Raw genomic sequence first — 21,184 nt, forward strand, 5'->3', positions numbered from 1 at the left:
GCCTAGCGGCGCTGGTCAAAACGCCGCCCCAGCATGGCCGAAGCTATGTTCACTTTCTGGATGTCGATGGCCCCGCCGGCGATACCCCAGCCCCAGGAATCGCGCAGGCGCCGCTCCATGGGAAATTCCTTCGAATACCCGTAAGCCCCCATGAGCTGCATGGCATCCCCCGTCACCTCGCGGGCGATGGTGTTGGCGAAACACTTGCCGGTGGAGCTGTGCAGCACCGAAGGCAGGCCGTCCTCGGCCTGCGAGGCGGCGCGCCAGATCAGCAGACGCGCGGCCTCGACCTTCATCTGCATCTCGGCGAGCTTGAGCTGCACTGCCTGGAACTCCGCAATCGCCTTGCCGAACTGCTTGCGCTCCTGGACGTATTCACACACATCCTCGAGCGCGCCCGAGGCCTGCGCCAGCGACATCGTGGCATTCCCGCAGCGCTCCAGATCGAAGGCTTCCATGAGCTTCTTGAAGCCGCCGCCGGCATGCACGATGACGTTGTCGAGCGGGACTTCGCAATCGTCGAAATTGAGATCGGACGACGGAATGCCGCGAAACCCCATGAGCTGTTCATTCGGGCCGAAGGATAGGCCCGGGGCGTCCTTTTCGACGAGCACAGCGCCAATGCCCTTGGCCCCAGGATCATCGGACAGGCGGCAGTAGACCACATAGGCATCGGCATGGCCGCCGCCGGAGCACCAGCGCTTGGTGCCGTTGAGCACGACCTTGTCGCCCCGGATCACGCCCTTGGTCTTGAGATCCGTGAGCGCGCTGCCCGCATCCGGTTCCGACATCGACACGGCCACGACCAGGTCTCCGCTGCACACCGCCGGGACGACCCGCTTCCTGAGAGCATCCGACCCGAAGTGTTCGATGGCGCGAACCGGGCCCACCGAGGATTCGAAGATCGGAAAGCCGACGGCCGAAGAGATCTTTCCGAACTCCTCCAGCACGACGAGCGCCTCGATATTGCCAAGGCCCAGACCACCCAGATCACTGGACACATTGATGCCCAGAAAACCCAGTTCGGCAAAGCGCTTCACCAGGTCCCGGCCGGGGGGCTTGTTGTCGCGCTCCAGCTCGGCGGCAATGGCAGGCAGTTCTGCGCGCGCGAACGAGCGGGCAGCGTCCTGGAGCTGCAACTGGTCGTCGGTCAACGTGAAATTCATCTTGCGGGTCCTTTGCGGACGCATCGCCCCATGGGGCGGCGTCGATGTCAGAGCAGGTGCGGCTGTTCGAGCAGGTCGGCGAGTGCCGCCATGAAACGGCCGCCGTCGGCGCCGTCGATGGCGCGGTGGTCGCACGATAGCGACAGGTGCAGCACGGGGACGATGCGAATCGCGCCATCGTCGTCGATCGGCTCCGGACGCGCCTTGCCGACTGCCAGGATGGCTCCCTGCGGCGGATTGATGATCGCATCGAACTGTTCGACGCCAAAGCTGCCGAGGTTCGAAAGCGAGAAGCTGCCCCCGGTGAATTCCTCCGGCTTGAGCTTGCCGCTGCGGGCACGCTGGGCCAGCCCTTTCATCTCCGCGCCAATTTCTGTGACGGTCTTGCCATCCGCCGCGAATACGATCGGCGTTACCAGCCCGCGATCGGTCGCAACGGCGACCGACACGTCCGCCGCCGCAAAGCGATGGATGTCGTCGCCGTGGACCTGGACATTGACCGCCGGCACTTCCATCAATGCCAGGGCGCAGGCCTTGAGGATGAAATCGTTGATGCTGGGGCGCTCACCTTCCAGCGAGGCACGCAAGGCCAGCAGGCGGTCGGCCCGCACGCGGCGGCGCACATAGAAGTGCGGGATCTGCTGCTTGGACTGCGTTAGCCGCCGGGCGATAGTGCGACGCATCGAACTCATCGGCACGATGTCCGCGCCGGCGCCTGCGCCCGGAGCGGAAACGCTCGGCGTCGCGGAGGAAGCCGACGTTGCCGCGGCCTCTGCCCCCGTTGCCGGCGCCTGCTGTTCCAGCACGGCCAGCACATCGTCACGGCGCACCTTGCCGCGGTGGCCAGAGCCCTTCACTTGTGCCAGGTCGAGCCCGTTGAGCGAAGCGAGGCGCCGGGCGACAGGCGTGGACAGGACCGAACTCGCCGGTGTGGGCGGATAGGCGCCCACCAGTTGCGGTGCCGCTTCCGGCCTGGCCGCCTGGTGCACGTCCTGTACGAAGATCTTGCCGTTGCGGCCCGATCCCTTCACGCCGGCAAGGTCGACACCCAGCTTGTGCGCCTCTTCGAGTGCGACCGGACTGATCAGGACGCCTTCCGGCACTGGCGGCGCCGCGGCTTTTGCATCGGACGACGCCGGAGCGGCCGCAGGCGGGGCAGACTTCTCGTCTCCATCCGGTCCGAACCCCGCCTCCGACGGGGTAAAGCCGGCGATCAGGGCATCGATTTCCTCTGCCGAAGCCTCGCCGCCATCCGAGAGCACGGCGAGCAGCGCCCCGACCGGATAGGTTTGCCCGGCCTCGGCGATGATCCGCACGAAGCGTCCATCGGCCTCGGCTTCGACTTCGTTGGTGATCTTGTCGGTTTCAATCAGCGTCAGCACGGTGCCACGCTCGAAAGGGGCGTTTTCCTCCACCATCCAATCGGCGATCGTGCCTTCGGCCATCTCGATGCCCCACTTGGGCATGGTGAAAGGCTTGAGCTTGGCCATTCCTCAGCCCTCCTGGCGGAAACCGAGCACGCGGCGCACCGCTTCCTCGATCTTCTGCGGGGATGGCACCCAGGCCCGCTCAAGATTGCGCGCGAAGGGGATCGGGCTGTGCGGGGCCGTCACCATCGCGGGGGGAGCCTTGAGGCTGGTAAACGCCCTTTCGCTGACCATCGAGGCAATGTCGGAAGCGAGGCTGCAACGCGGCGGGCTTTCATCGACAACGACGAGACGGCCCGTCTGCTCGACGGACTCGAGAATGGCGTCCTCGTCGAGCGGGCTGGTCGTGCGCAGATCCAGAAGGTCGATTCCGATCCCGTCCGGCTCGAGCTTTTCTGCCGCCTTCTCCGAGAAGTTGACCATTCTCCCGCAGGCGACGACGGTCACATCCCCGCCCTCGCGCACCACGCGCGCCTCGCCGAAACGCTGGCGATGGTCGCCGTCGGGCACTTCGCCCTTCACGCCGTAGAGCGTCTTGTGCTCGAAGAACATGACCGGATCATCGCCCCGCAACGCTTCGGTCAGCATTCCCTTGGCATCGGCAGGCGTGGTGGGAAGTACCACCTTGAGGCCGGGAATGGCGGTAAGCATGGCATAGACCGACTGGCTGTGTTGCGCCGCCGTCTGCATGCCGGCGCCGTAGACCAGCCGGACCACGGCCGGGCACTTGGCCTTTCCGCCGAACATGTAGCGGAACTTGGCCATCTGGTTCCACAGCTGGTCAAGGCTGACGCCCACGAAGTCGGCGAACATCAGTTCGGCCACGGGCCGCTTTCCGGAAAGCGCAGCCCCCGCGGCCGCGCCGATGATGGCGCTTTCCGAGATCGGCGTATCGATCACGCGCTCGGGACCGAATTTCTCCCAGAGGCCCGGGCTCGTGCCCCAGATCCCGCCGATGGCTTCGGGGCCGCCCGCGGTCCCGTTGCCCCCGACCACATCCTCGCCGAGCAGGATGATGTCCTCGTCGCGCTCCATTTCCGAAAGGAGCGTGCTGGCGATTGCCTCGCGAATGTTCATGACTGCCATTGCGCGGATCCTCTCAGTAATATTCGACGTAGACGTCATCGGCGACGGTCGCTGCGTCCGGAAGCTCGTCGGCGCGGGCTTCGGCCACGGCCTCGTCGATCAGTTCCCCGACCTCGGTATCGACAGCATCGAGGTCCTCGTTCGTCAGCAGAGCGGCTTCGGTGACGCGGGAGCGGAAGGCCTTGAGGCAGTCTCGCTCCTCGCGGATACGTTCGAGCTCCCCCTTGCCGCGATAGCGCTGCGGATCGCCCTCGAAGTGGCCGTAATAGCGTTCCGTATCGAGTTCGATCGCTGCCGGTCCATTGCCGGCGCGGACATATTCGAGCAGTTCGGCGAAAGCGGAATAGGTATCGAAGAAATCACAGCCGTTCGCGCGCCAGGCCCTCATGCCGAACGCTTCGGCGCGACTGGCGATGTCCTTGTCCGTACCGACCGCGTAGGCGTCGCCGGTATGCTCGGAATAATGGTTGTTCTCGAAGACGAAGATGGCCGGCACCTTGGTCACGGAAGCCAGGTTCATGGCCTCGAACGTCGTACCCTGGTTGCAGGCACCATCGCCGGAAAAGGCCACACCGACCCGCCCCTTGCCCTGCAGCCGCGCGGCAATGGCAGCGCCGACCGCCTGCGGCGCGCCGCCGCCGACGATGCCGTTCGCGCCGAGCATCCCGACGTCGAGATCGGCGATGTGCATCGAACCGCCACGCCCCTTGCACAGGCCTCCGGCGCGTCCATAGATCTCCTTCATCATACCCTTCACGTCGCAGCCCTTGGCAATGCAGTGGCCATGCCCGCGATGGGTCGAGACGATCTTGTCCTCTACCGTAAGCTGGTCGCAGATTCCGACCGCGACGGCCTCCTGGCCGGCGTAGAGGTGGGTGAAGCCCGCGATTTCGCCGGTCTTGATCTCTTCGTGCAGACGCTCCTCGAAATCGCGGATGGTCTTCATCCGGCGATAGGCGCCCAGCAGTTCGTCACGATTGAGTTGCATGTCCTCTCCCCGAAAGTGGGCGTTTTTAGAGATCGCCCGGCTGCTTCTGGCCGGGTCCGTAGATGTAGTCGTCGATCACCTTGTGGAAGTGCCGGATCCGCAGTTCCTGGTCGCCGATCCAGAGGCCGGGAAAATAATCGGACTGCATGCCCAACTGCACCGTCGGCAGATTGAACGCATCCTGATCGAGAACCTGCCCGATGGTCTTGTCGCCGTGCCGGAAGCGCTGGTGGCGGACCCGTTCGGGCCACTCCTCGCCTTCGGGCACCAGCTCGAACATCCAGATATCGTAATACATCCGGTTCGGATCGGTAGCGTGCGGCCGCTGCCGGAACATCATGATGTCGTCGGCATGGACGTTGATCGAGATGTTGGGAAAAATGAAGTAGTGGTAATCGTCGGTCAGCTGATCGTCGTTCAGCTCCGAATAGTCCTTGCCCTGCTCCGGTCCGTGTTCACGCTTGAAAAGCTGCACGTCGCGACGGATGTCGCTGACACGCCCCTCATACTCCGCGGGGTCCATGCCGGCATTGACCATGATCTCGTGGATCGCCGGCGGGATCTGGCTCGGCAGGGCCACGCGCGGGCTGATTGCCGCGAAGGGAATGAGGTAGCGGTTGTGACGACCGTAGCAATCGATCTGGACGTTGATGTCGTCGAGATACCACTTGAGCTGCGGGTGGATCCCCTGGACGTGATATGTCTCGTTGAAGGCATCGACCGACGTCTTCCAGTTGCAATCCCATTCGACGGTGATGTCCCTGCGCCAGGCCATGCGCTCGGGATGATAGGGCTCCAGGTGCTGGCGCAGCGGTTCGATGAAATCCTCGAAGGGCTCCACGTCCGGGTCGAGTGAGTACCACACGAAACTGTTCCACTCGACGCACGGCAGAGGCGTGGCGGTCATCCCCGGAGGGCCACCCTGGAAAAAGGTGCACATGTCCGGGATATGCTCGAGCTTGCCGTCCAGGCCGTAGGTCCAGTGGTGATACATGCACTGGAAATTCTCGGCATTTCCGCGCCCCTCGGGCCGCAGGCGATTGCCTCGGTGCAGGCAGACGTTCGGGAAACAGCGCACCGAGCCGTCGGCCTGTCGGACGATCAGCACCGATTCCTTGCCGATGTCGGTGCAGATGTAGTCCCCGGGCTCCTTGAGATCGTCGGACCTTCCGCCGAGCAGCCAGACCTTGGTCCAGATCCTTTCCCATTCCAGCTTCATGAATTCCGGCGCATAGTAACGCTGCGCGGGAATGAGGTCCGTTCCCAGTTCGGGATCCGGTGCCTTCTCGACGGGAGTGCCGTTGCCTGTGGTCTCGGGATCGACACGTGGGACGTCGACGACGCGCCGGGCGTCCATCGCTGCCGCATCCCATCCCATGATATGCTTGTTCATCAGAAATGCGTCCGGTTGGTATAGCCCCCGTCCACGACCAGATGGGAGCCGTTGCACCAGCTGGCGGCGTCGCTGGCCATGAACGCGATCGCCTTGGCCACCTCGTCGGGGCGGCCGAGACGGCCCATCGGCTGCTGGCGCAACTGCGCGTTGTAGAACTTTTCCATCGTTCCCTTGATCATGTCCCAGTTGCCGCCCTCGAACTCGATCGGGCCCGGCGACACGACATTCACCCTGATCCCGTGCTTGCCGTGAAACAGCGCGAGCTGCTTGCCCCACGTCACCAGACTGGCCTTGAGCGCGTTGTAGGGTTGCGGGCCGCCCATGGCCTCGAGCACCGAGGTCGTGGCGATCAGGACGATCGAACCGCTTTCCTGCTCGGTCATCGTCGGGAGCACGCCTTCCACGGCGCGCACGGCTCCCATGAGATCGAGTTCGAAAGCATTGTACCAGTACTTTTCGGTGCCCATCCCGCTGCCGCCGGACGTGAAGGGAACCAGGATGTCGGCCCCGTCGAGCTCCTCGATCGCCCATTCGATCCAGGCCTTGTAGTCATCGGGCTGCTTGGCGTTGACCGGCTTGCCGACGATGCGGGTCCCGTACTTGCCGAGCTCGGCGACGGCATCCTTGACGCTATCTTCGCTGCGCGCTGTCAGGGCAATGTCGCAACCCTCGCGGGCAAGGACTTCAGCTACGGCGTAACCGATGCCGCGCGCAGCCCCTACGAGAATCGCCTTCTTGCCTGCCAATCCCAAATCCATGTCGTCTCTTCCTTGTCAGACCGGCGGGCCCACGCTTGGCGGCACAACCGGATTTCAGGTCTTTTCCATCTAGGTTCGCATCATCTGCGGATGCAACAAAAAAGCATTCATGACTGCTTTTTATATTGATGCGGTCACGCCGCCTGAAGTTCCTCTATCAGGCTGTCGCGGAGCCGGAACTTCTGGATCTTGGACGTCGACATCGGCCATTCGGTGACGAAGCGCACATGGCGCGGCACCTTGAAACCGGCGATCTTGCCCTTGCAGTAGGCGATCAGTTCCTGCTCCGTGGTGTTCGCCCCTTCCGCCAGTTCGACGAAGGCTGCCGGCACCTCGACATATCGCTCGTCGGGAAGCCCGACGATCTGCGCCAGCTTCACGGCCGGATGCGTTTGCAGCATTGCCTCGATTTCGGCTGCCGCCACGTTTTCGCCGCCGACTTTCAGCATGTCCTTGATGCGGCCATGGAACATCACGTTGCCATCCGCGTCGATCGTGCCGATGTCGCCAGTGTGGAACCAGCCGTCGCGTATGGCCTCGGCCGTCTTTGCCGGGTCGTTGTAGTACCCCTTCAAACGGTTGGGGCCGCCGAGCACGATCTCGCCCTTCTCGTCGGTTCCGCAGTCCTTTCCGGTGGCAGGATCGACGATGCGGATCTGCCATTCATCGAGAGGGACACCGCAGCGTTCCGTGCGTACTTCGTAGCTGTCGGTGAGCCGGCTGGTGGATACCGTCCCCGCTCCCTCGGTGAGGCCATAGGTCCCGACCTGGATGGTATGCGGCATGGCCTCGGCCACGGCATGCTTGATCCACTCCGGCTGCACCGCGAAATTGGAGTTCATCACCCTCAGTTTCGACAGGTCGGTGTTCTTGAATGTCGGGTGGGTGATCAGGTCCTGCATAATCGTGACGAAGCTGGGATAGGCGATCGTCGCGCCTTCGCGGCCGAGCATCTCCAGCCCCAGCCCCGCATCGAAGCGCGGGATGGTCATGTAGGTGCCGCCCAGATCGAGGATCATCGTCATTGGCAGGATGCCGGCGATGTGGAAGATCGGCAGCGGCGACCAAACCTTGTCCTCGCTGGTGCATTCGTAGCGCACGCCGAGGTTGCGGCTGTTGGCCACCTGAGCCCGGTGGGCGATCATCGCCCCCTTGGGATTTGCGGTCGTGCCGGACGTGTAGAGGATCATGCCGGTATCCTGCGGCGACACGGCATCGATGCGCGAATCGACCTGGGCATCATCGACCGCCGCGCCCTTCGCCAGTGCGGCCTTGGCGCTGACGAGATAGGACGCGCACTCGTCATCCAGACAGATGATGCTGCGAAGACGCGGGGCTTCGGGCAGCGACAGGTGCCAGGGGTCGCCAGCCGAACGAAGCGACGGCAAGGCGGCGTCGAGCCGTTCGCCGAAATCGAGGCTTTCCGCTACCTTGCCGGTGGTCACGATGGTCACGAGGTCGGCGTTTTCGACAACGTACCCCAGTTCGTGGGCCTGGTAGCGGGCATTGACCGGGACGGCCACCGCCCCGGCCATGACGGCACCGTAATATGCCGAGATGAATTCCACGCAGGTGGGCAGAAGCAAGCCGACGTTCTCGCCGGGCGTGACGCCCATGGCGATGAAGGCCCTGGCCCAGTCGCGCGCAGAGTCGTTCAACTCGGTGTAGCTCATCCGCCGATCGGGAAACACGATCGCGTCCCGGTCGCCGAAGCGCGCTGCCGAGGATCGAATCATTTCGCCCATCGTGAGGACCGGCTGTCCTTCACCCATCGCCTTCTCTCCCGTGTTTTTCTTTCCGCGGAACGGGCTGCCTGCCAGCCCCGCGCCTGGATCATTTGCAAGCAGCTTATCACTCACAAACGAAATTACAATCATTCATGATTGTTTTTATATGTCTTCCGGCAGCAGGCTTCGAGATAGCGATATTGCAAGGATTCCCGCCTCGCGACGGCTGGCAATCTTGTACTTCCGGCAGGCCTCCGGGTACAGGAGCAGGAATCAGGCCGTTTCCGCATGGGCAACGGCAACTCATTTCGGGCGAATCACATGGCTCTCTCGCGAACGCGAACCACGCGCACCAAAAGTACGGCGAAAGCTACGCCGAGCCGCGCATCCGGAGGCACGCTGCAAGCGGCTAAGGCAGCCCAGACGCGCAGCCGCTTGATCGATGCAACGGTGCGCTGCCTCGTGAAATACGGATATGCAAACACGACAACGCCTCGCGTGGCGGAGGAAGCCGGCCTTTCGCGCGGCGCGATGATGCACCACTTCGAGAACGGCGCGGCACTGATCAAGGCCACCGTCAAGGAACTTCACGAAAAACGTCTCAGGGCTTTCCGGCGGGCTGCTGAAAAGCCCGAACACGACGTCGACACGCTGGTCGAAACCTATTGGGCGCAGGTCCAGAAGCCTGCCTTCATCGCCTTCCACGAACTGGCAGTCGCCGCCCGCACCGACAAGGACCTCGCCGAAATACTGCATCCGCTGCAGGAAGAGTTTCGCGAACGCTTCAATGCGCAGGCTGAAACGCTGTTTCCCGAGTGGGCCAGCGTGCCCGAACAGTTCGATCTGGCCATGAATCTTTCCCAAACCATCCTCGAGGGCATGGCGATCGGAATCGAGACGGGAGCCATGTCGCCCGAGAAAGTCCCCGCCATGCTGCACCATCTGGAGAACCAGATCCGCGCGCTTATGCCCCCCGCCGCCACCTGAACGGCAGGCCACCTCTCGAAAATCCACCATTGTCCAATATAAAAACAATCTTGTTTGTCTTTTTGATGCGTTGTCGCTAGCATATGATCCTGATGTGAGGAGCGCCGGCGCCGCCGCGTTTCGCAAAATTCGCAAGGACCAGGGTATTGAACGCGCCAGGAACGCACACTCCGAAAGTCTTCCGTCCCGAAGACGTCGAGACGGATCGCCCCAAACGTGGCCTCGACGAGGACGACCTGCGGCGGCAAAGCACGATCTACCGAGATGACCTGCTCGCCGGTCAGACCGTGCTCATTACCGGTGGCGGGAGCGGCATGGGCAAGGCCGCAGCCTTCCTTGCGGCCCGTCTGGGCGCTCGGGTCGCCATTTGCGGACGAGACCCCGAAAAGCTGGAGACCACGGTCAACCTCGTGCGTGAAGACTCGGGCGGCGAAGTCCTCGCGGTCCCCACCAACATTCGCGAACCGGAAGCCGTCGAGACGCTGATCGACAAGGTACACACCCATTTCGGCGGGATCGACACGATCGTGAACAATGCCGGCGGGCAATTCCCGCAGGACGCGATCGACTTCTCACGCAAGGGCTGGCTCGCCGTCATCGACACCAACCTCAACGGCACATGGTGGATGATGCAGGAAGCAGCCAAGCGCTGGCGGGCCGCGGGCACGCCGGGCAACATCATCAACATCGTTGCCAACGTGGAACGCGGCATGCCGCAGGCTGCGCATACATGCGCCGCCAGGGCGGGGGTCATCTATCTTTCGAAGACCCTGGCGACCGAATGGGCACAATGGAACATCCGCGTGAACTGCATCGGCCCCGGCGTCATCGAGACCGAAGGGTTCCGGATGTACCCGGAAGAGGCGCTTGCCCGTTTCCACAAGGCGAACCCGATGAAGGCGCGCGGCAATGCCTGGGACGTTGCCGAGGCGATCGCCTATCTCGCATCGCCGGCGGCACGTTTCATCAACGGTGACCTTATGATCATCGACGGCGGCCAGGCCCAGTGGGGCGTCGTGTGGCCCGCCGGGATGCCGGAATATTTCAACGAGGACGGGGCCGCCTGAGCTCCGCTTCGACACACAAGAAAACGGAGAGGATGATGGGTCGAGTTGAAGGCAAGGTGGCGCTCGTCACCGGGGGCGGTTCTGGTCTGGGCGCGGCCGACTGCGAAGCGCTGGCGCGTGAAGGAGCGACGGTCGTCGTCACCGACGTGAAGCTGGAACCGGCGCTCGCCGTTGCAGACCGCATTGGCAACGGTGCGATGGCCATGGCTCTGGACGTCGCCGATGAAGCCCAATGGAGCGCGATCATGCAGGAAATCGACGCCCGTTTCGGTCGCCTCGACATCCTGGTGAACAATGCCGGTGTCGTGCTGAACGCGGATGTCGAGGAGACCACCCTCGAGCAGTACCGCTGGGTGAATTCAGTCATGTCGGACGGCGTGTTCCTTGGCTGCAAGCATGCCATTCCGCTGATGAACAAAAACGACGGCGGATCGATCATCAACATGAGCTCCACCGGCGCCCTGCTCGGCTATCCGATCTTCTTCGCCTATTCCGCAGCGAAGGGAGCCGTAAGGGCGATGACCAAGTCCATCGCCGTCATGTGTCAGGAAAAGGGCTACAAGATCCGCTGCAATTCGGTCCATCCAGGCGCCATCGAAACGCCGATGGTGCAGACCGCGGAAGGGCGCGCGCCGCAGGACGTTGCCGAGGGTGTCCTGCCGCCGGGCACGCCGGGACATCCCAAGGACATTGCCGCGCTCGTGCTGTACCTGGCGAGCGACGAGTCCCGCTTCGTCAACGGAGCCGAGATGGTCATCGACAACGGCGTGACGATCCGCCCCTTCTGACCGACCCCGCACGGCCGACGATCGAAAAAAAGGGCGGGTCCGCGCGGGCCCGCCCTTTGTGCTCTCGGGCCGGGAGGAGAGAGATCAGCCCTCGAGCCAGGTATCGAGTTCCTTGTGGAAGTGGCGCAGCCGAGCCTCCTGTTCACACCACAGGGGCCCCTTGAAACCCCGCGACCGGGCGCCCTTTTGAACGATGGGCAGAAGGTCGGAATCCTGATCCAGCACTTCGCCCATGCCGGGCGGCTCTCCCAGGCCGGTATGAACAACCTCCGGACGCGTCGCTCCGGTCAGGTCGACGTCATCGCCCAGCCCCATCCAACCCGGAGCCCCATATCCAGGCGCATCCACGTGGCGATACAGGATCGTCGTTTCGTAGGTGAACTGTTCGGGGTCGCTGGCGTGCGGCTTGAAGCGGTGCAGGAAGACGGCTTCCGGATGACAGCCGATCTGCACATTGGGAAAGATCCCGAAAATCGTGCTGTCGGTGAGCTGCGCGTCCGAGAAATGGGTGTAGTCCAGTCCGATCCGCGCCGCCCGCTCGCGCTTGGCCACGGCCACGGCAGCCCGGCTTTCCATGGCCGTGCCATCGAATCTCTCCGGGTCGATACCCGCATCCGCCAGGAGCATGGCGATCCCCTCGTTGATCCCTTCCTGGTCCGGAAAGTGCGAATTGGGCTGCGCCATGGGTACGAACTGGCGGCTCAGGCCACCCGGGAGAAGATCGATGTGCGTCCGGTCGTCGATCACGCCCATGGTCTGCGGGTGGATCGCGTGAAGGTGGTAGCTTTCGTAGAACGCGTCGATGCCGCCTTTCCAGTTGGCTGCCCAGTCCGACCGCCGGTGCTGGACGACGTGCATCCGGTCGATGGCGTAGGTCTCCAGCATGGGCAGGACCGGCGCCAGATATTCCGAGAGCGGCGGCACGTCATCCGACATGGAGATGAACACCAGACCCACCGTCTCTTCGGCGCGCACCGATGTCAGGTCGGTCCCGTGACAGAGCACTTCAGGCCGGAACGTCTCGCTGTCCGTGACCTTCTGGTTGCTTCCGTCGAGGCCGAAACGCCACGAATGGAATGGACAGGTGAAGCTGTCCTGACTGCCCATCTCACCCGTTACGAGCTGGCTGCCGCGATGCGGACAGACGTTGTAGTGGGCGCAGACCTTTCCGTCCTTGCCGCGCACGACGATGAAGCTTTCGGGGCCGATGTCGAATTTGACCCAGTCGCCCGGCTCCTGAAGATCGCTCGAGGGTGCGGCAAGCAGCCAGGTCTTTGTGAAGACCTTTTCCCACTCCTGCTCGAAAAACGCCTTCGACGTATAGCGAACGGGATCAGGACGCTGCGTTCCGTTGTCGATGGGGGCAGCCGCCTGATCGAACGGGTGCCGGGATCCCTTGTGGACCGCCCAGCTGCGCGGATCGTAATTCATGCGCCCTTGCCCGCGTTCATCCGGCGATCAAGTTCCGCATGGAAGTGCCGCAGGCGACCTTCCTGTTCGCTCCACAGGGGGCCCTTGAACCCGCGCGAGCGCGCGCCTTTCTGGACGATCGGCAGCAGGTCCGAATCCTGGTCGAGAACTTCTCCGAGCCCTGGCGGCTCACCCAGTCCGGTGTGCACGATCTCGGGACGGGTTTCACCGCTGAGATCGGTCTCCTCGCCGAGCCCCATCCACGCAGGCGCGCTGTAGCCCGGCGCATCGACGTGCCGGTAGAGAATGCAGGTGTCATAGGTGAACTGGTCGGGATCGCTTTCGTGCGGCAGGAAGCGGTGCAGGAACACGGCCTCCGGATGGCAGCCGATCTGGACGTTGGGAAACAGCGAGTAGACCACGGAATCGCTCAGCTGACTGTCGCTGAACCGCTCGTACCCCAGGCCCAACTGCTCCGAGCGCTTGCGCTTGGCCTTTTGCACCGCTGCGCGCGCCTCGGTGGCGGTCCCGGTATACGTTTCGGGATCGATTCCGGCGTCGGCGAGCATCGACTGGATACCCGGGTTCACCGTCTCCTGATCGGGATAGCGCGAGGCCGGCTGCGCGAAAGGCACGAACTGCCTGGACAGACCGCCGGGCCAAAGGTCGATCTGGGTGCGATCATCCATGAGGCACTGGGTCTGGGGGTGAACGGCGTGAAGGTGATAGATCTCGGCGAAAGCGTCGACCCCGCCCTTCCAGTTCGCGCCCCAGTCCGAGCGGCGGTGCTGGACCACGTACATCTTGTCGATGTCGTAGAGTTCGAGTTGCGGCAGAATGGGCGCCAGCCATTCCTTGAGCGGCCCGATTTCGGGATCCATCGAAATGAACACGAGCCCGACCGCCACTTCGCAGCGCACCGAACTCAGGTCGTGGCCGTGACAGAGGACCTCGGGCCGAAAGGTTTCTTCGTCGGTGACCGCGATGTTCTTGCCTTCGAGATCGAACTTCCAGCTGTGGAACGGACAGGTAAAGCGGTCCAGCGAGCCGAAATCGGCAGTGACAAGCTGGCTGCCGCGGTGCGGGCACACGTTGTAGTGGGCGCGCACCTGGCCGTCATCGCCGCGCACGACGATGAAGCTTTCGGGGCCGATATCGAACTTGAAGAAGTCTCCCGGCTCGGGAATGTCCGATGCAGCACCGGCGAGCAGCCAGCTTTTGCAGAAGACCTTTTCCCACTCCTCGCGCATGAAATCCGCGTCGTAATAGCGACGCGGGTCCGACCGGTCCGTGCCGTTGTCGATAGTCGGCGCACGGTCGTTGAAAGGATGGGGTGTGCCGACATGGATATTCCAGGTGTCGAAATCGAGCTTCATCTTGCATCCCTCTCCGTTTGGGATTTGTGCCGGCAATCGGGCGCCGGTAATCCTGCAAAGGCCGATATTCTGTAGATCGACTCCTTTGGGCTGGACCTTCATTAAAAAACAGTCATGATTGTTTTGCAAGCCGCTTTCTCGGTAATGGGAACAGACGGCAAGACGGGAGAGACCGAATGAGCCAAACCTATGGAAACATCTTTCAGATCGCCTACGTCGTGCCCGACATCGACAAGGCGGTGACGCACTGGGCCACGAACATGGGGGTGGGGCCGTTCTTCGATTTTCCGGTGCCCTTGCCCTTCGAGGAACTGTCCGTGAACGGGCGGTCGGTTCCGCTCGACGAGGACATCTTTTCCGCGGTCGCCGTCAGCTTCAGCGGCGACATGATGATCGAACTGATCGAGCCGGGCAACGCCCCTTCGACCTATCGCGACTTCCTCGAATCCGGCCAGACCGGCGTCCATCACCTGGGCACGTTCGTCGACAACTTCGACGCCTGCCTGGCCGATGCACGCAGGCGCGGCGTCACGGTTCTAGCCGAAGGGCTGCTGCCGTTTTCGCGCTTCGCCTATCTCGACACCGCAACGCCGGGCCTGAGCCCGATCATGGAGATCGTCGATCCGTTCCCGCCGATGCTGGAGGCCTTCGCCATGATCCGCGAAACGGCTGAAGCGTGGGACGGCACCAACATCCGCCGCGCGCTTCCGGAATAGGGCGTGGCACCGGGGGCAACCGGCGTACCGATCAGCCCCCGGGCTTCATTTCGGAGCCGGCAGAATGGGCGTTTACGCCCTTGCGCAAGAGGTCGGCCCGCGACCGGATGTACTGCCTCAGGGCATCGAGATCCTGCTGCGGCAACTCCCCGAACTTCGGCATGCCGTTCGACACCAGAGCCCCGTCGTGCACGACAGACGCGAAGGCATCGGGGCTAGGCGGAATGGGCGAAGTTCGCAGATCGGGTGCGGTACCTCCGGCGATCGCGCCGGTTCCGTGGCACACTGCACAGCGCGTGTTGAAAATCGTCTCTCCCTTTTGCGCCAGCTTCGCATCTTCACGATAGTCGGGATCGTCGAAGGCAACCGGTTTGTAAGGCGTGCGCGGCGGCAAGGTCTTGTCGCCCCCGAGTGCGAATGTCAGAACCCGACGCGCCTGAGTGCGATAGTCGATGCCGTACTTGGCGAACATGGGGCCGAACAGGCCCGCACTCGTGCCGATGCCGGCGACCACGGTCACGTACTGCTTGCCTCCCACGCTGTAGGTGATCGGCGGCGCCACGACGCCGGCCTTTGCATCGAAATTCCACAGGCGCTTGCCGCTGACAGCGTCATAGGCCGAAAAGTCGCCGCTCGGCTGGCCCTGGAAGACCAGATCGCCGCCCGTGGCCATGACGCCGCCGCTGAGATGAACATCCATCGGGACTTTCCAGCGCGCCTTCTGGGCGACGGGATCCCATGCGATCAACCAGCCGGTCGTCTTCGTACCGCCGTCGCTGATGCTGTAGCCCACCCCGGTCGAAAGCCCCATTCCGCCGGCCCACTTGAAGGTATCCCGAGTAATCCCGGTATCGTCGTAGGTGACCTGCAGATCGATAGCGGGAATGTAGACCAGCTTGGTTTCCGGACTGTATGCCATGGGCATCCAGCTATGTGCGCCGAGCGGCGTCGGCCGGAACGTCACGGGACCATCCTCGTAACGGACATTCGGCGCTTCGACCGGCCGCCCCGTCTTGAGATCGATCTTGCTGGCCCAGGTCACGTCGACGAACGGCTCAGCCGAAATCAGTTTCCCGTCCTTGCGGTCGATGACGTAGAAAAAGCCGTTCTTCGGCGCGGTCATCACCACCTGCCGCGGCTTTCCGTCGATCGTGAGATCGGCCAGTTCCATGTCCATCGCGGCATTGAAGTCCCAGCTTTCGCCCGGGTTGATCTGATAGTGCCACTTGTATTTGCCGGTCTTGGCATCGAGCGCCACGATCGAGCAGACGAACAGGTTATCGCCCTTGCCCATGCTGCGAATCTTGTGGTTCCACGGGGCCCCGTTGCCAGTCCCGATGAGGATCTGGTCGTTTGCCTTGTCGTAGGTGATGGCGTTCCAGACGCTGCCGCCTCCGCCGTACTTCCACCAGTCGCCGTGCCACGTCTTCGCCGCCATCTTCATGGCATCGCTCTTGTAGCCATCGGCCGGATTGCCCGGCACCGTGTAGAATTTCCAGAGGAACTTGCCGGTATCGGCATCCCAGGCGGTCACGAAACCGCGCACCGGGCTTTCATCCGATCCACCGTTGCCGATGATCACCTTACCGTCGAACACGCGCGGCGGGCCGGAAATGAACAGCGGATCGTCCTTGCCGAAAGTCTCGGCCGTCCACACCGGCTTGCCGGTCTTTTCATCAATGGCGATCAGACGGCCATCCTGCGTGGCGGTGATGACCTTGTGATTCCAGTAGGCGATGCCGCGGCTACCCCAGCCTTGGCGCAACTTTATTCCCGAAACTTCAGGAGCATGCGGATCGTAGGTCCACTTAACCTTGCCGGTCGCGACGTCGATGGCCCGCACCACGCTATATCCGCTGGCAAGATAGACCGTACCGCCCACCTCGATCGGCCCCGTCGCGGGATTGCCGGGCGGAAGGTCTACCGACCATGCCAATCCAAGCTTGCCGACGGTATCGCTGTTGATCTGGTCGAGCGGACTGAAATGCTGCTCGCCATACGTCCGCCCGAAGGCCGGCCAGTCCTTGCCGTCGCTCCCGTCCTGTAGTTGAGCGTGCCACTGCTGCTGACCGGACACCTCTTGTGCACCGCCTTTTCCCAGCACGTTGCATGCGGAGAGCGAAACGGTAGCCGTGGCTGCAAAAAGCCACAGGCCCCGCGATTGCCTTGCGATCCTGATCACTTCAATCCTCACCGAAAAACCGCGTACATCGAAGGGGGCGCGGCTTTTCCTTCCGTCGTCGAAAAAGGCTCCGGCCGGACTTCGCCAGCCGGAGCCCAGGTCCGTCAGCGGTAATCGCCAAGCTTAAAGCCCAGCTCGAGCCCGAAGTAGCGCGGCGGACCATATTGCGAGTTCAGCCACAGGCCGGCGACGTTCTGCACGCCGACACGATAGCGCTCGTTCGTCAGGTTCTTGCCGATAGCCCGGATGTAATACTTGCTGTCGACCTGTGCGAGCGTGATCGATGCGTTCACCAGTGTCCGTGCGTTGAGGAACGTGTTGCCCAACGGATCATCGATCGCCTGGGTGTTCAGGTTACGACCCGTGTAGGCGACGTTGCCGTTGAACGTGACTTTGTAGTTGTCTCCCAGCGGCAGCGAATAGGTGCCGTCGATGGTCCACTGCCACTTGGGCGCACGATCGAGCGGTGCGGTCGACAGGTCGTATCCGGCGTTGTTCGCCGTATAGGAATTGTACTTTCCGTCTTGATAGCCAAGCACCCCGCGCAGCGTCAGCCCCTCGATGGGGTTGGCCTGGGTTTCGATCTCCAGGCCCTTCACGGTCGCGCTTGCGGCATTCACGAACAAGGTGACCTGGTTCGGCTGCCCGTTGACCTCGATGGGCACGTTGAGCTGCTTCTGCAAGTCCTTGTACTTCACGTAGAAGGCCGTTGCGTTGAAGCGCAGACGGTTGTTCAGGAACTGCGACTTGAAGCCCGCTTCGTAGCTGTCGGCCTTCTCCGGATCGGTGGCGCGCGCCGCTTGCCGGAACGCATCGAGGTCGCTGCCGAAGGCTGCAAAACCGCCGATCTGGTCGTTGAAGCCACCGCCCTTGTAGCCGTGGGAATAGGTTGCATAGAGGTAGAGGTCGTCGTTCGCCTGATAGCTGACGCTGGCGCGGTAAGTGGGCTCCCGCCACTTGTCGGAGACCGTGACGACACCCGCCGGGTACTTGAATACGCTGGCGTCGAGGGCATGGTCGATGGTGATCGACGGATCGAAACCGCCGCCCAGCGCAGGAATGAAGGTCTGCTGACGGCCATACCAGGTCTTGTCGTCCCAGGTGTAGCGGCCGCCGGCCGTGATCGTCAGCTTGTCCGTGGGCTTGAAGGTGCCTTCGAGGAACAGTGCTCGCGATTTCGCATTCTGCGCGTTGCACAGCAGATAGGGCGTATTGTTCCATTCACCGAACGGCAGCGGCCCAGAGGTCAGATCAAGGAACCCGAGGATCTGTCCGACGCAGAAATCGATCTTGTCACGCTGGTAGAAACCGCCCGCAACGAAGTTGAAGGGACCCGAGAAATCCGAAGCGAAGCGCAGTTCCTGCTGCCAGGTCTTGCGGTTGTCGTCACGCGTGGCGTCGAAGAACGACAGCAGTTGTCCGTCGCTGCCCACGGCAGTGGCACCGGCGTAGGAGTTGGGAATCCGCGAACGCTGGTAGCGGTAGCCGGAAACCGACGTAAACGTGCCGAACCCGGTATCGTACTCGATGTTGGCATAGATGCCGTCCACCGAAATACGCTGCCCTTTGTCCATGTAGAGCAGGCCGTCGTTACGACCGGTGTAGGCCGCGCGGTCGAGCGGGTCGGTGCCCTGCGCAGACGGATCGGTCAGGCCCAGCAGATCGGTCAGGAATGCATTGTTGCCGGTATAGAGATAGTTCTCGTTGACCGAAGGCACGACCTCCGAACGATCCCGGATCCACTCGTACTGGAACAGCGCCCTTAAGTCGGGCGTCGGCTCCACAAGCAGCTTGGCGCGCGCCTGCCACACGTCCTTGCCGCCGAGAGTGGAATTGTCGAGACAACCGGTGGCGCCGTCAAACTTGTTGGGCACGAAGCCCGTAACCGGACCGTAGCAGGCACCGTTCTTGTAGTAGCCATCGGAATATTCGTAACCGCCCACGAGGCGGAACGCGGCAATGTCACCGATCGGGACATTCAGGGCGGCCTGAACCTTCTTTTCCCCGAAGTCGCCGATCTCGGCACGTCCTTCGACGCCGACGTAGTTGAGAACGGGCTTCTTGGTCGTGACGGTCACGACGCCGCCCGTGGTGTTCTTCCCGAACAGCGTGCCTTGCGGCCCGCGCAGCACCTCGACCTGCGCCACGTCGAAGGTGTCGAGCAACTGGGTCTGCACCGACGGCACCACGAAGTCATCGACGAGCACGGCAACCGGCGGCTCGAAATAGACGATGATGGACGTCTGACCGACACCGCGCATTGCAAAGCTGGCGGCATTGAAGTTGGCGATCGTGGCTGCCGAGAAGTTCGGAACGAACGCCGCGACATCGCCAAGATCGCGCGGGGCGGCCTGGGCAATGAGGGTGCTGTCCACGGCTGAAACGGAGACCGGCGTAGACTGCAAGTCGGTGGATCGACGGGTTGCCGTGACGACGATTTCACCCAACCCCGTCGAAGCGCCGCTGGCAGCCGCCTGGCTTCCGCTGGCATCTGCGCTGTCGGTTGCTGCAGTGTCGTTCGCCGCGTCTTGCGCCCACGCCGGACTTGCGAGCACGCCCGTCATCAGGGCCAGGGCGCACGTGGAGCCATAAAGGCTTTTCCTCAACATTCGCTCTCTCCTTGTGCCTCGCCATGATTGCGAGTTGCCACTCTGATAGCACGATTCACGCGCATAGCAATCAATCATGTTTGTTTTTTTGATTCCAGCTTCCGGGCCGTTGATTCCGGGCGTCGCGGACCGCACAAATCGCCCGGACTACCGGCGTGACACCCACATGTTTTATACATTCACGATTGTTTTTAATTTGCGAAAGCCTATGCTCCGGGAAAGGCTGTAGCCCCGGGAGAAAAGGATGACCGCACTGGAAGCGCGCGTTGCGCGGCTCGAGGCCGAATCACAGATCCGGCAGCTCATCGCGCACTACTGCTTCGACATCGACGACCGGCTGATCGAGAGCATTCGCGACCTTTTCACGGAGGACGCCGTGCTCAAGTCAGCCGATGGCGTGATGTACGCGGAAGGGCCCGATGCCATCATCGAACAATACCATGGTCGTTTCGACGCGCTGGGTCCGGGCCATCACTTCATGCACGACGTCCAGATCGATTTCGTCGGCGACGGCCTTCAGGAAGCAACCGGCCGCGTCTCGGGCCATGCGGAACTCGTTCGCAACGGGAAGATGATGCTGGCGGCGCTGCGCTATGCCGACCGCTATCGCAACACCGAAAAAGGGTGGAAGTTCGCAGAACGCGAAATCGCCTTTCTCTATTACGTGCCGCAATCGGATTATCCCGGAATCCTGCTCGAGAGCAACCGCAACCGCGCCTACGATACGCCCGGCGCTGCGGACTTTCCGGAACGCCTCGCTTCCTGGATCACCTACGAGAAATCGCGCGACCGCGCTTGAGGAGAGACTTTATGCCGTTCAGTTTCCTGTCCCGATTTCGCATTCGCGACGACCGGCAAGACGAATTCATCGCCCTTGCACACGAGATGAAAGCGCTGTCGGCAAAGGAACCCGGCACACTCCACTACCAGTTCTATCGACTGGCGGAGCCGGGGATGTTTGCCGTGTACGAAAGCTTCATCGACGAAGACGCGGACGCGGCGCACATGGAATATCCCCACAACAAACCTCTGATCGAACGCATGGTTGCCTGCATGGACGGCGGCTACGAGCGTGAAATGCTCTTCGACCTCGAACCGCACCCGAAAGGCTGATCCCATGGCACACAAGAGCTTCATCGCCCGCCTGCGCACCAAGCCGGAAAAGCGCGCCGACATGATCTCCCTGCAGACTGAATTGAAGGGGCTTGTCTTCCAGCATGAACCGGACGCCCTCGTCTACGAACTGCTTCAGTCGGACAACGATCCCGACATGTTCCACGTCATCGCAACATTTCGCGACGAGGCAGCCTACGAAAAACACATGCACATCGATTTCCATGACCGGCTCGTCCCCGGCATCCTCGAGTGCCTTGCCGAGGAAATGCAACTGACTTTCCACGCATCCCTCGACTAGAGGCCCGGGCAAGCGGTTGCCGAAGGTCGATTTCGCACAAACCGCCTTCCACCGCGCCAAAGAAAGCAATGCCCCCCCGCCCTGCCA

General features: G+C 62.6%; 18 protein-coding genes. 7 read left to right on the plus strand and 11 right to left on the minus strand.

Features of this window, described 5'->3' with window-relative positions:
- Nucleotides 1-2 precede the first annotated feature (2 nt).
- The 7 genes from LK12_RS02340 to LK12_RS02370 all read right to left on the minus strand — a co-directional run bounded on the left by LK12_RS02340 (nucleotide 3) and on the right by LK12_RS02370 (nucleotide 8,593).
- The gene (locus LK12_RS02340; RefSeq protein WP_039278777.1) at nucleotides 3-1,166 is read right to left on the minus strand and encodes an acyl-CoA dehydrogenase family protein; all 1,164 of its coding nucleotides are present in this window, start codon (nucleotides 1,164-1,166) and stop codon (nucleotides 3-5) included.
- A gap of 47 nt (nucleotides 1,167-1,213) precedes the next feature.
- A complete protein-coding gene (locus LK12_RS02345; RefSeq protein ID WP_039278780.1) occupies nucleotides 1,214-2,656 on the minus strand; it encodes a dihydrolipoamide acetyltransferase family protein in 1,443 nt (480 codons plus the stop codon).
- A gap of 3 nt (nucleotides 2,657-2,659) precedes the next feature.
- Entirely contained in the window at nucleotides 2,660-3,679 is a 1,020-nt protein-coding gene (locus tag LK12_RS02350) for an alpha-ketoacid dehydrogenase subunit beta (protein WP_039278782.1), read from the minus strand.
- 13 nt (nucleotides 3,680-3,692) lie between these two features.
- Nucleotides 3,693-4,667, minus strand: coding sequence for a thiamine pyrophosphate-dependent dehydrogenase E1 component subunit alpha (locus LK12_RS02355; protein ID WP_039278784.1), 975 nt, complete (start codon nucleotides 4,665-4,667; stop codon nucleotides 3,693-3,695).
- Nucleotides 4,668-4,692: 25 nt separating this feature from the next.
- Nucleotides 4,693-6,060 carry an aromatic ring-hydroxylating oxygenase subunit alpha gene (locus LK12_RS02360; RefSeq protein ID WP_231568196.1) on the minus strand — a complete coding sequence of 456 codons (1,368 nt, stop codon included), beginning with the start codon at nucleotides 6,058-6,060 and terminating at the stop codon, nucleotides 4,693-4,695.
- Entirely contained in the window at nucleotides 6,060-6,821 is a 762-nt protein-coding gene (locus LK12_RS02365) for an SDR family NAD(P)-dependent oxidoreductase (RefSeq protein WP_039278785.1), read from the minus strand. The genes LK12_RS02360 and LK12_RS02365 overlap by 1 nt, the downstream gene beginning before the upstream one ends.
- A gap of 134 nt (nucleotides 6,822-6,955) precedes the next feature.
- Nucleotides 6,956-8,593, minus strand: a complete 1,638-nt coding sequence (locus LK12_RS02370; protein ID WP_039278787.1) for a class I adenylate-forming enzyme family protein — start codon at nucleotides 8,591-8,593, stop codon at nucleotides 6,956-6,958.
- Between the two features lie 390 nt (nucleotides 8,594-8,983).
- Between LK12_RS02370 and LK12_RS02375 the strand changes: the two genes are divergently transcribed.
- The 3 genes from LK12_RS02375 to LK12_RS02385 all read left to right on the plus strand — a co-directional run bounded on the left by LK12_RS02375 (nucleotide 8,984) and on the right by LK12_RS02385 (nucleotide 11,390).
- A complete protein-coding gene (locus tag LK12_RS02375) occupies nucleotides 8,984-9,535 on the plus strand; it encodes a TetR/AcrR family transcriptional regulator (protein ID WP_231568197.1) in 552 nt (183 codons plus the stop codon).
- A 146-nt stretch (nucleotides 9,536-9,681) separates the two neighbouring features.
- Nucleotides 9,682-10,602 (plus strand): SDR family oxidoreductase, encoded by a 921-nt coding sequence (locus LK12_RS02380; protein WP_039278789.1) that lies wholly within the window; start codon nucleotides 9,682-9,684, stop codon nucleotides 10,600-10,602.
- A 35-nt stretch (nucleotides 10,603-10,637) separates the two neighbouring features.
- On the plus strand, nucleotides 10,638-11,390 hold the full coding sequence (locus LK12_RS02385) for an SDR family oxidoreductase (RefSeq protein ID WP_039278794.1): 753 nt from the start codon (nucleotides 10,638-10,640) through the stop codon (nucleotides 11,388-11,390).
- Between the two features lie 84 nt (nucleotides 11,391-11,474).
- On the opposite strand, the gene LK12_RS02390 is transcribed toward LK12_RS02385, so the two are convergent.
- Both LK12_RS02390 and LK12_RS02395 read right to left on the minus strand, forming a co-directional pair.
- Nucleotides 11,475-12,821 carry an aromatic ring-hydroxylating oxygenase subunit alpha gene (locus LK12_RS02390; RefSeq protein WP_039278796.1) on the minus strand — a complete coding sequence of 449 codons (1,347 nt, stop codon included), beginning with the start codon at nucleotides 12,819-12,821 and terminating at the stop codon, nucleotides 11,475-11,477.
- Nucleotides 12,818-14,176: an aromatic ring-hydroxylating oxygenase subunit alpha gene (locus LK12_RS02395; RefSeq protein WP_039278797.1), complete on the minus strand. Its 1,359-nt coding sequence runs from the start codon at nucleotides 14,174-14,176 to the stop codon at nucleotides 12,818-12,820. Before LK12_RS02395 ends, LK12_RS02390 begins: the two co-directional genes overlap by 4 nt.
- Before the next feature lie 176 nt (nucleotides 14,177-14,352).
- On the opposite strand from LK12_RS02395, the gene LK12_RS02400 reads away from it, so the two are divergent.
- The gene (locus LK12_RS02400; RefSeq protein WP_039278799.1) at nucleotides 14,353-14,892 is read left to right on the plus strand and encodes a VOC family protein; all 540 of its coding nucleotides are present in this window, start codon (nucleotides 14,353-14,355) and stop codon (nucleotides 14,890-14,892) included.
- Between the two features lie 31 nt (nucleotides 14,893-14,923).
- Here LK12_RS02400 and LK12_RS02405 read toward each other — a convergent pair whose 3' ends face one another.
- Together LK12_RS02405 and LK12_RS02410 are read right to left on the minus strand one after the other, a co-directional pair.
- Nucleotides 14,924-17,074, minus strand: coding sequence for a PQQ-dependent dehydrogenase, methanol/ethanol family (locus LK12_RS02405; RefSeq protein WP_231568198.1), 2,151 nt, complete (start codon nucleotides 17,072-17,074; stop codon nucleotides 14,924-14,926).
- A 104-nt stretch (nucleotides 17,075-17,178) separates the two neighbouring features.
- Nucleotides 17,179-19,683: a TonB-dependent receptor gene (locus LK12_RS02410; protein ID WP_039278802.1), complete on the minus strand. Its 2,505-nt coding sequence runs from the start codon at nucleotides 19,681-19,683 to the stop codon at nucleotides 17,179-17,181.
- Between the two features lie 244 nt (nucleotides 19,684-19,927).
- Between LK12_RS02410 and LK12_RS02415 the strand changes: the two genes are divergently transcribed.
- From LK12_RS02415 to LK12_RS02425, 3 genes are read left to right on the plus strand one after another with little or no spacing between them, the layout of a single operon-like run.
- On the plus strand, nucleotides 19,928-20,482 hold the full coding sequence (locus LK12_RS02415) for a nuclear transport factor 2 family protein (RefSeq protein WP_039278805.1): 555 nt from the start codon (nucleotides 19,928-19,930) through the stop codon (nucleotides 20,480-20,482).
- 11 nt (nucleotides 20,483-20,493) lie between these two features.
- The gene (locus LK12_RS02420) at nucleotides 20,494-20,796 is read left to right on the plus strand and encodes a putative quinol monooxygenase (protein WP_039278808.1); all 303 of its coding nucleotides are present in this window, start codon (nucleotides 20,494-20,496) and stop codon (nucleotides 20,794-20,796) included.
- A 4-nt stretch (nucleotides 20,797-20,800) separates the two neighbouring features.
- A complete protein-coding gene (locus LK12_RS02425; RefSeq protein ID WP_039278810.1) occupies nucleotides 20,801-21,097 on the plus strand; it encodes a putative quinol monooxygenase in 297 nt (98 codons plus the stop codon).
- Nucleotides 21,098-21,184 lie beyond the last annotated feature (87 nt).

Origin of the sequence: Novosphingobium malaysiense (genome assembly GCF_000802225.1) — a bacterium.
Taxonomy (GTDB): domain Bacteria; phylum Pseudomonadota; class Alphaproteobacteria; order Sphingomonadales; family Sphingomonadaceae; genus Novosphingobium; species Novosphingobium malaysiense.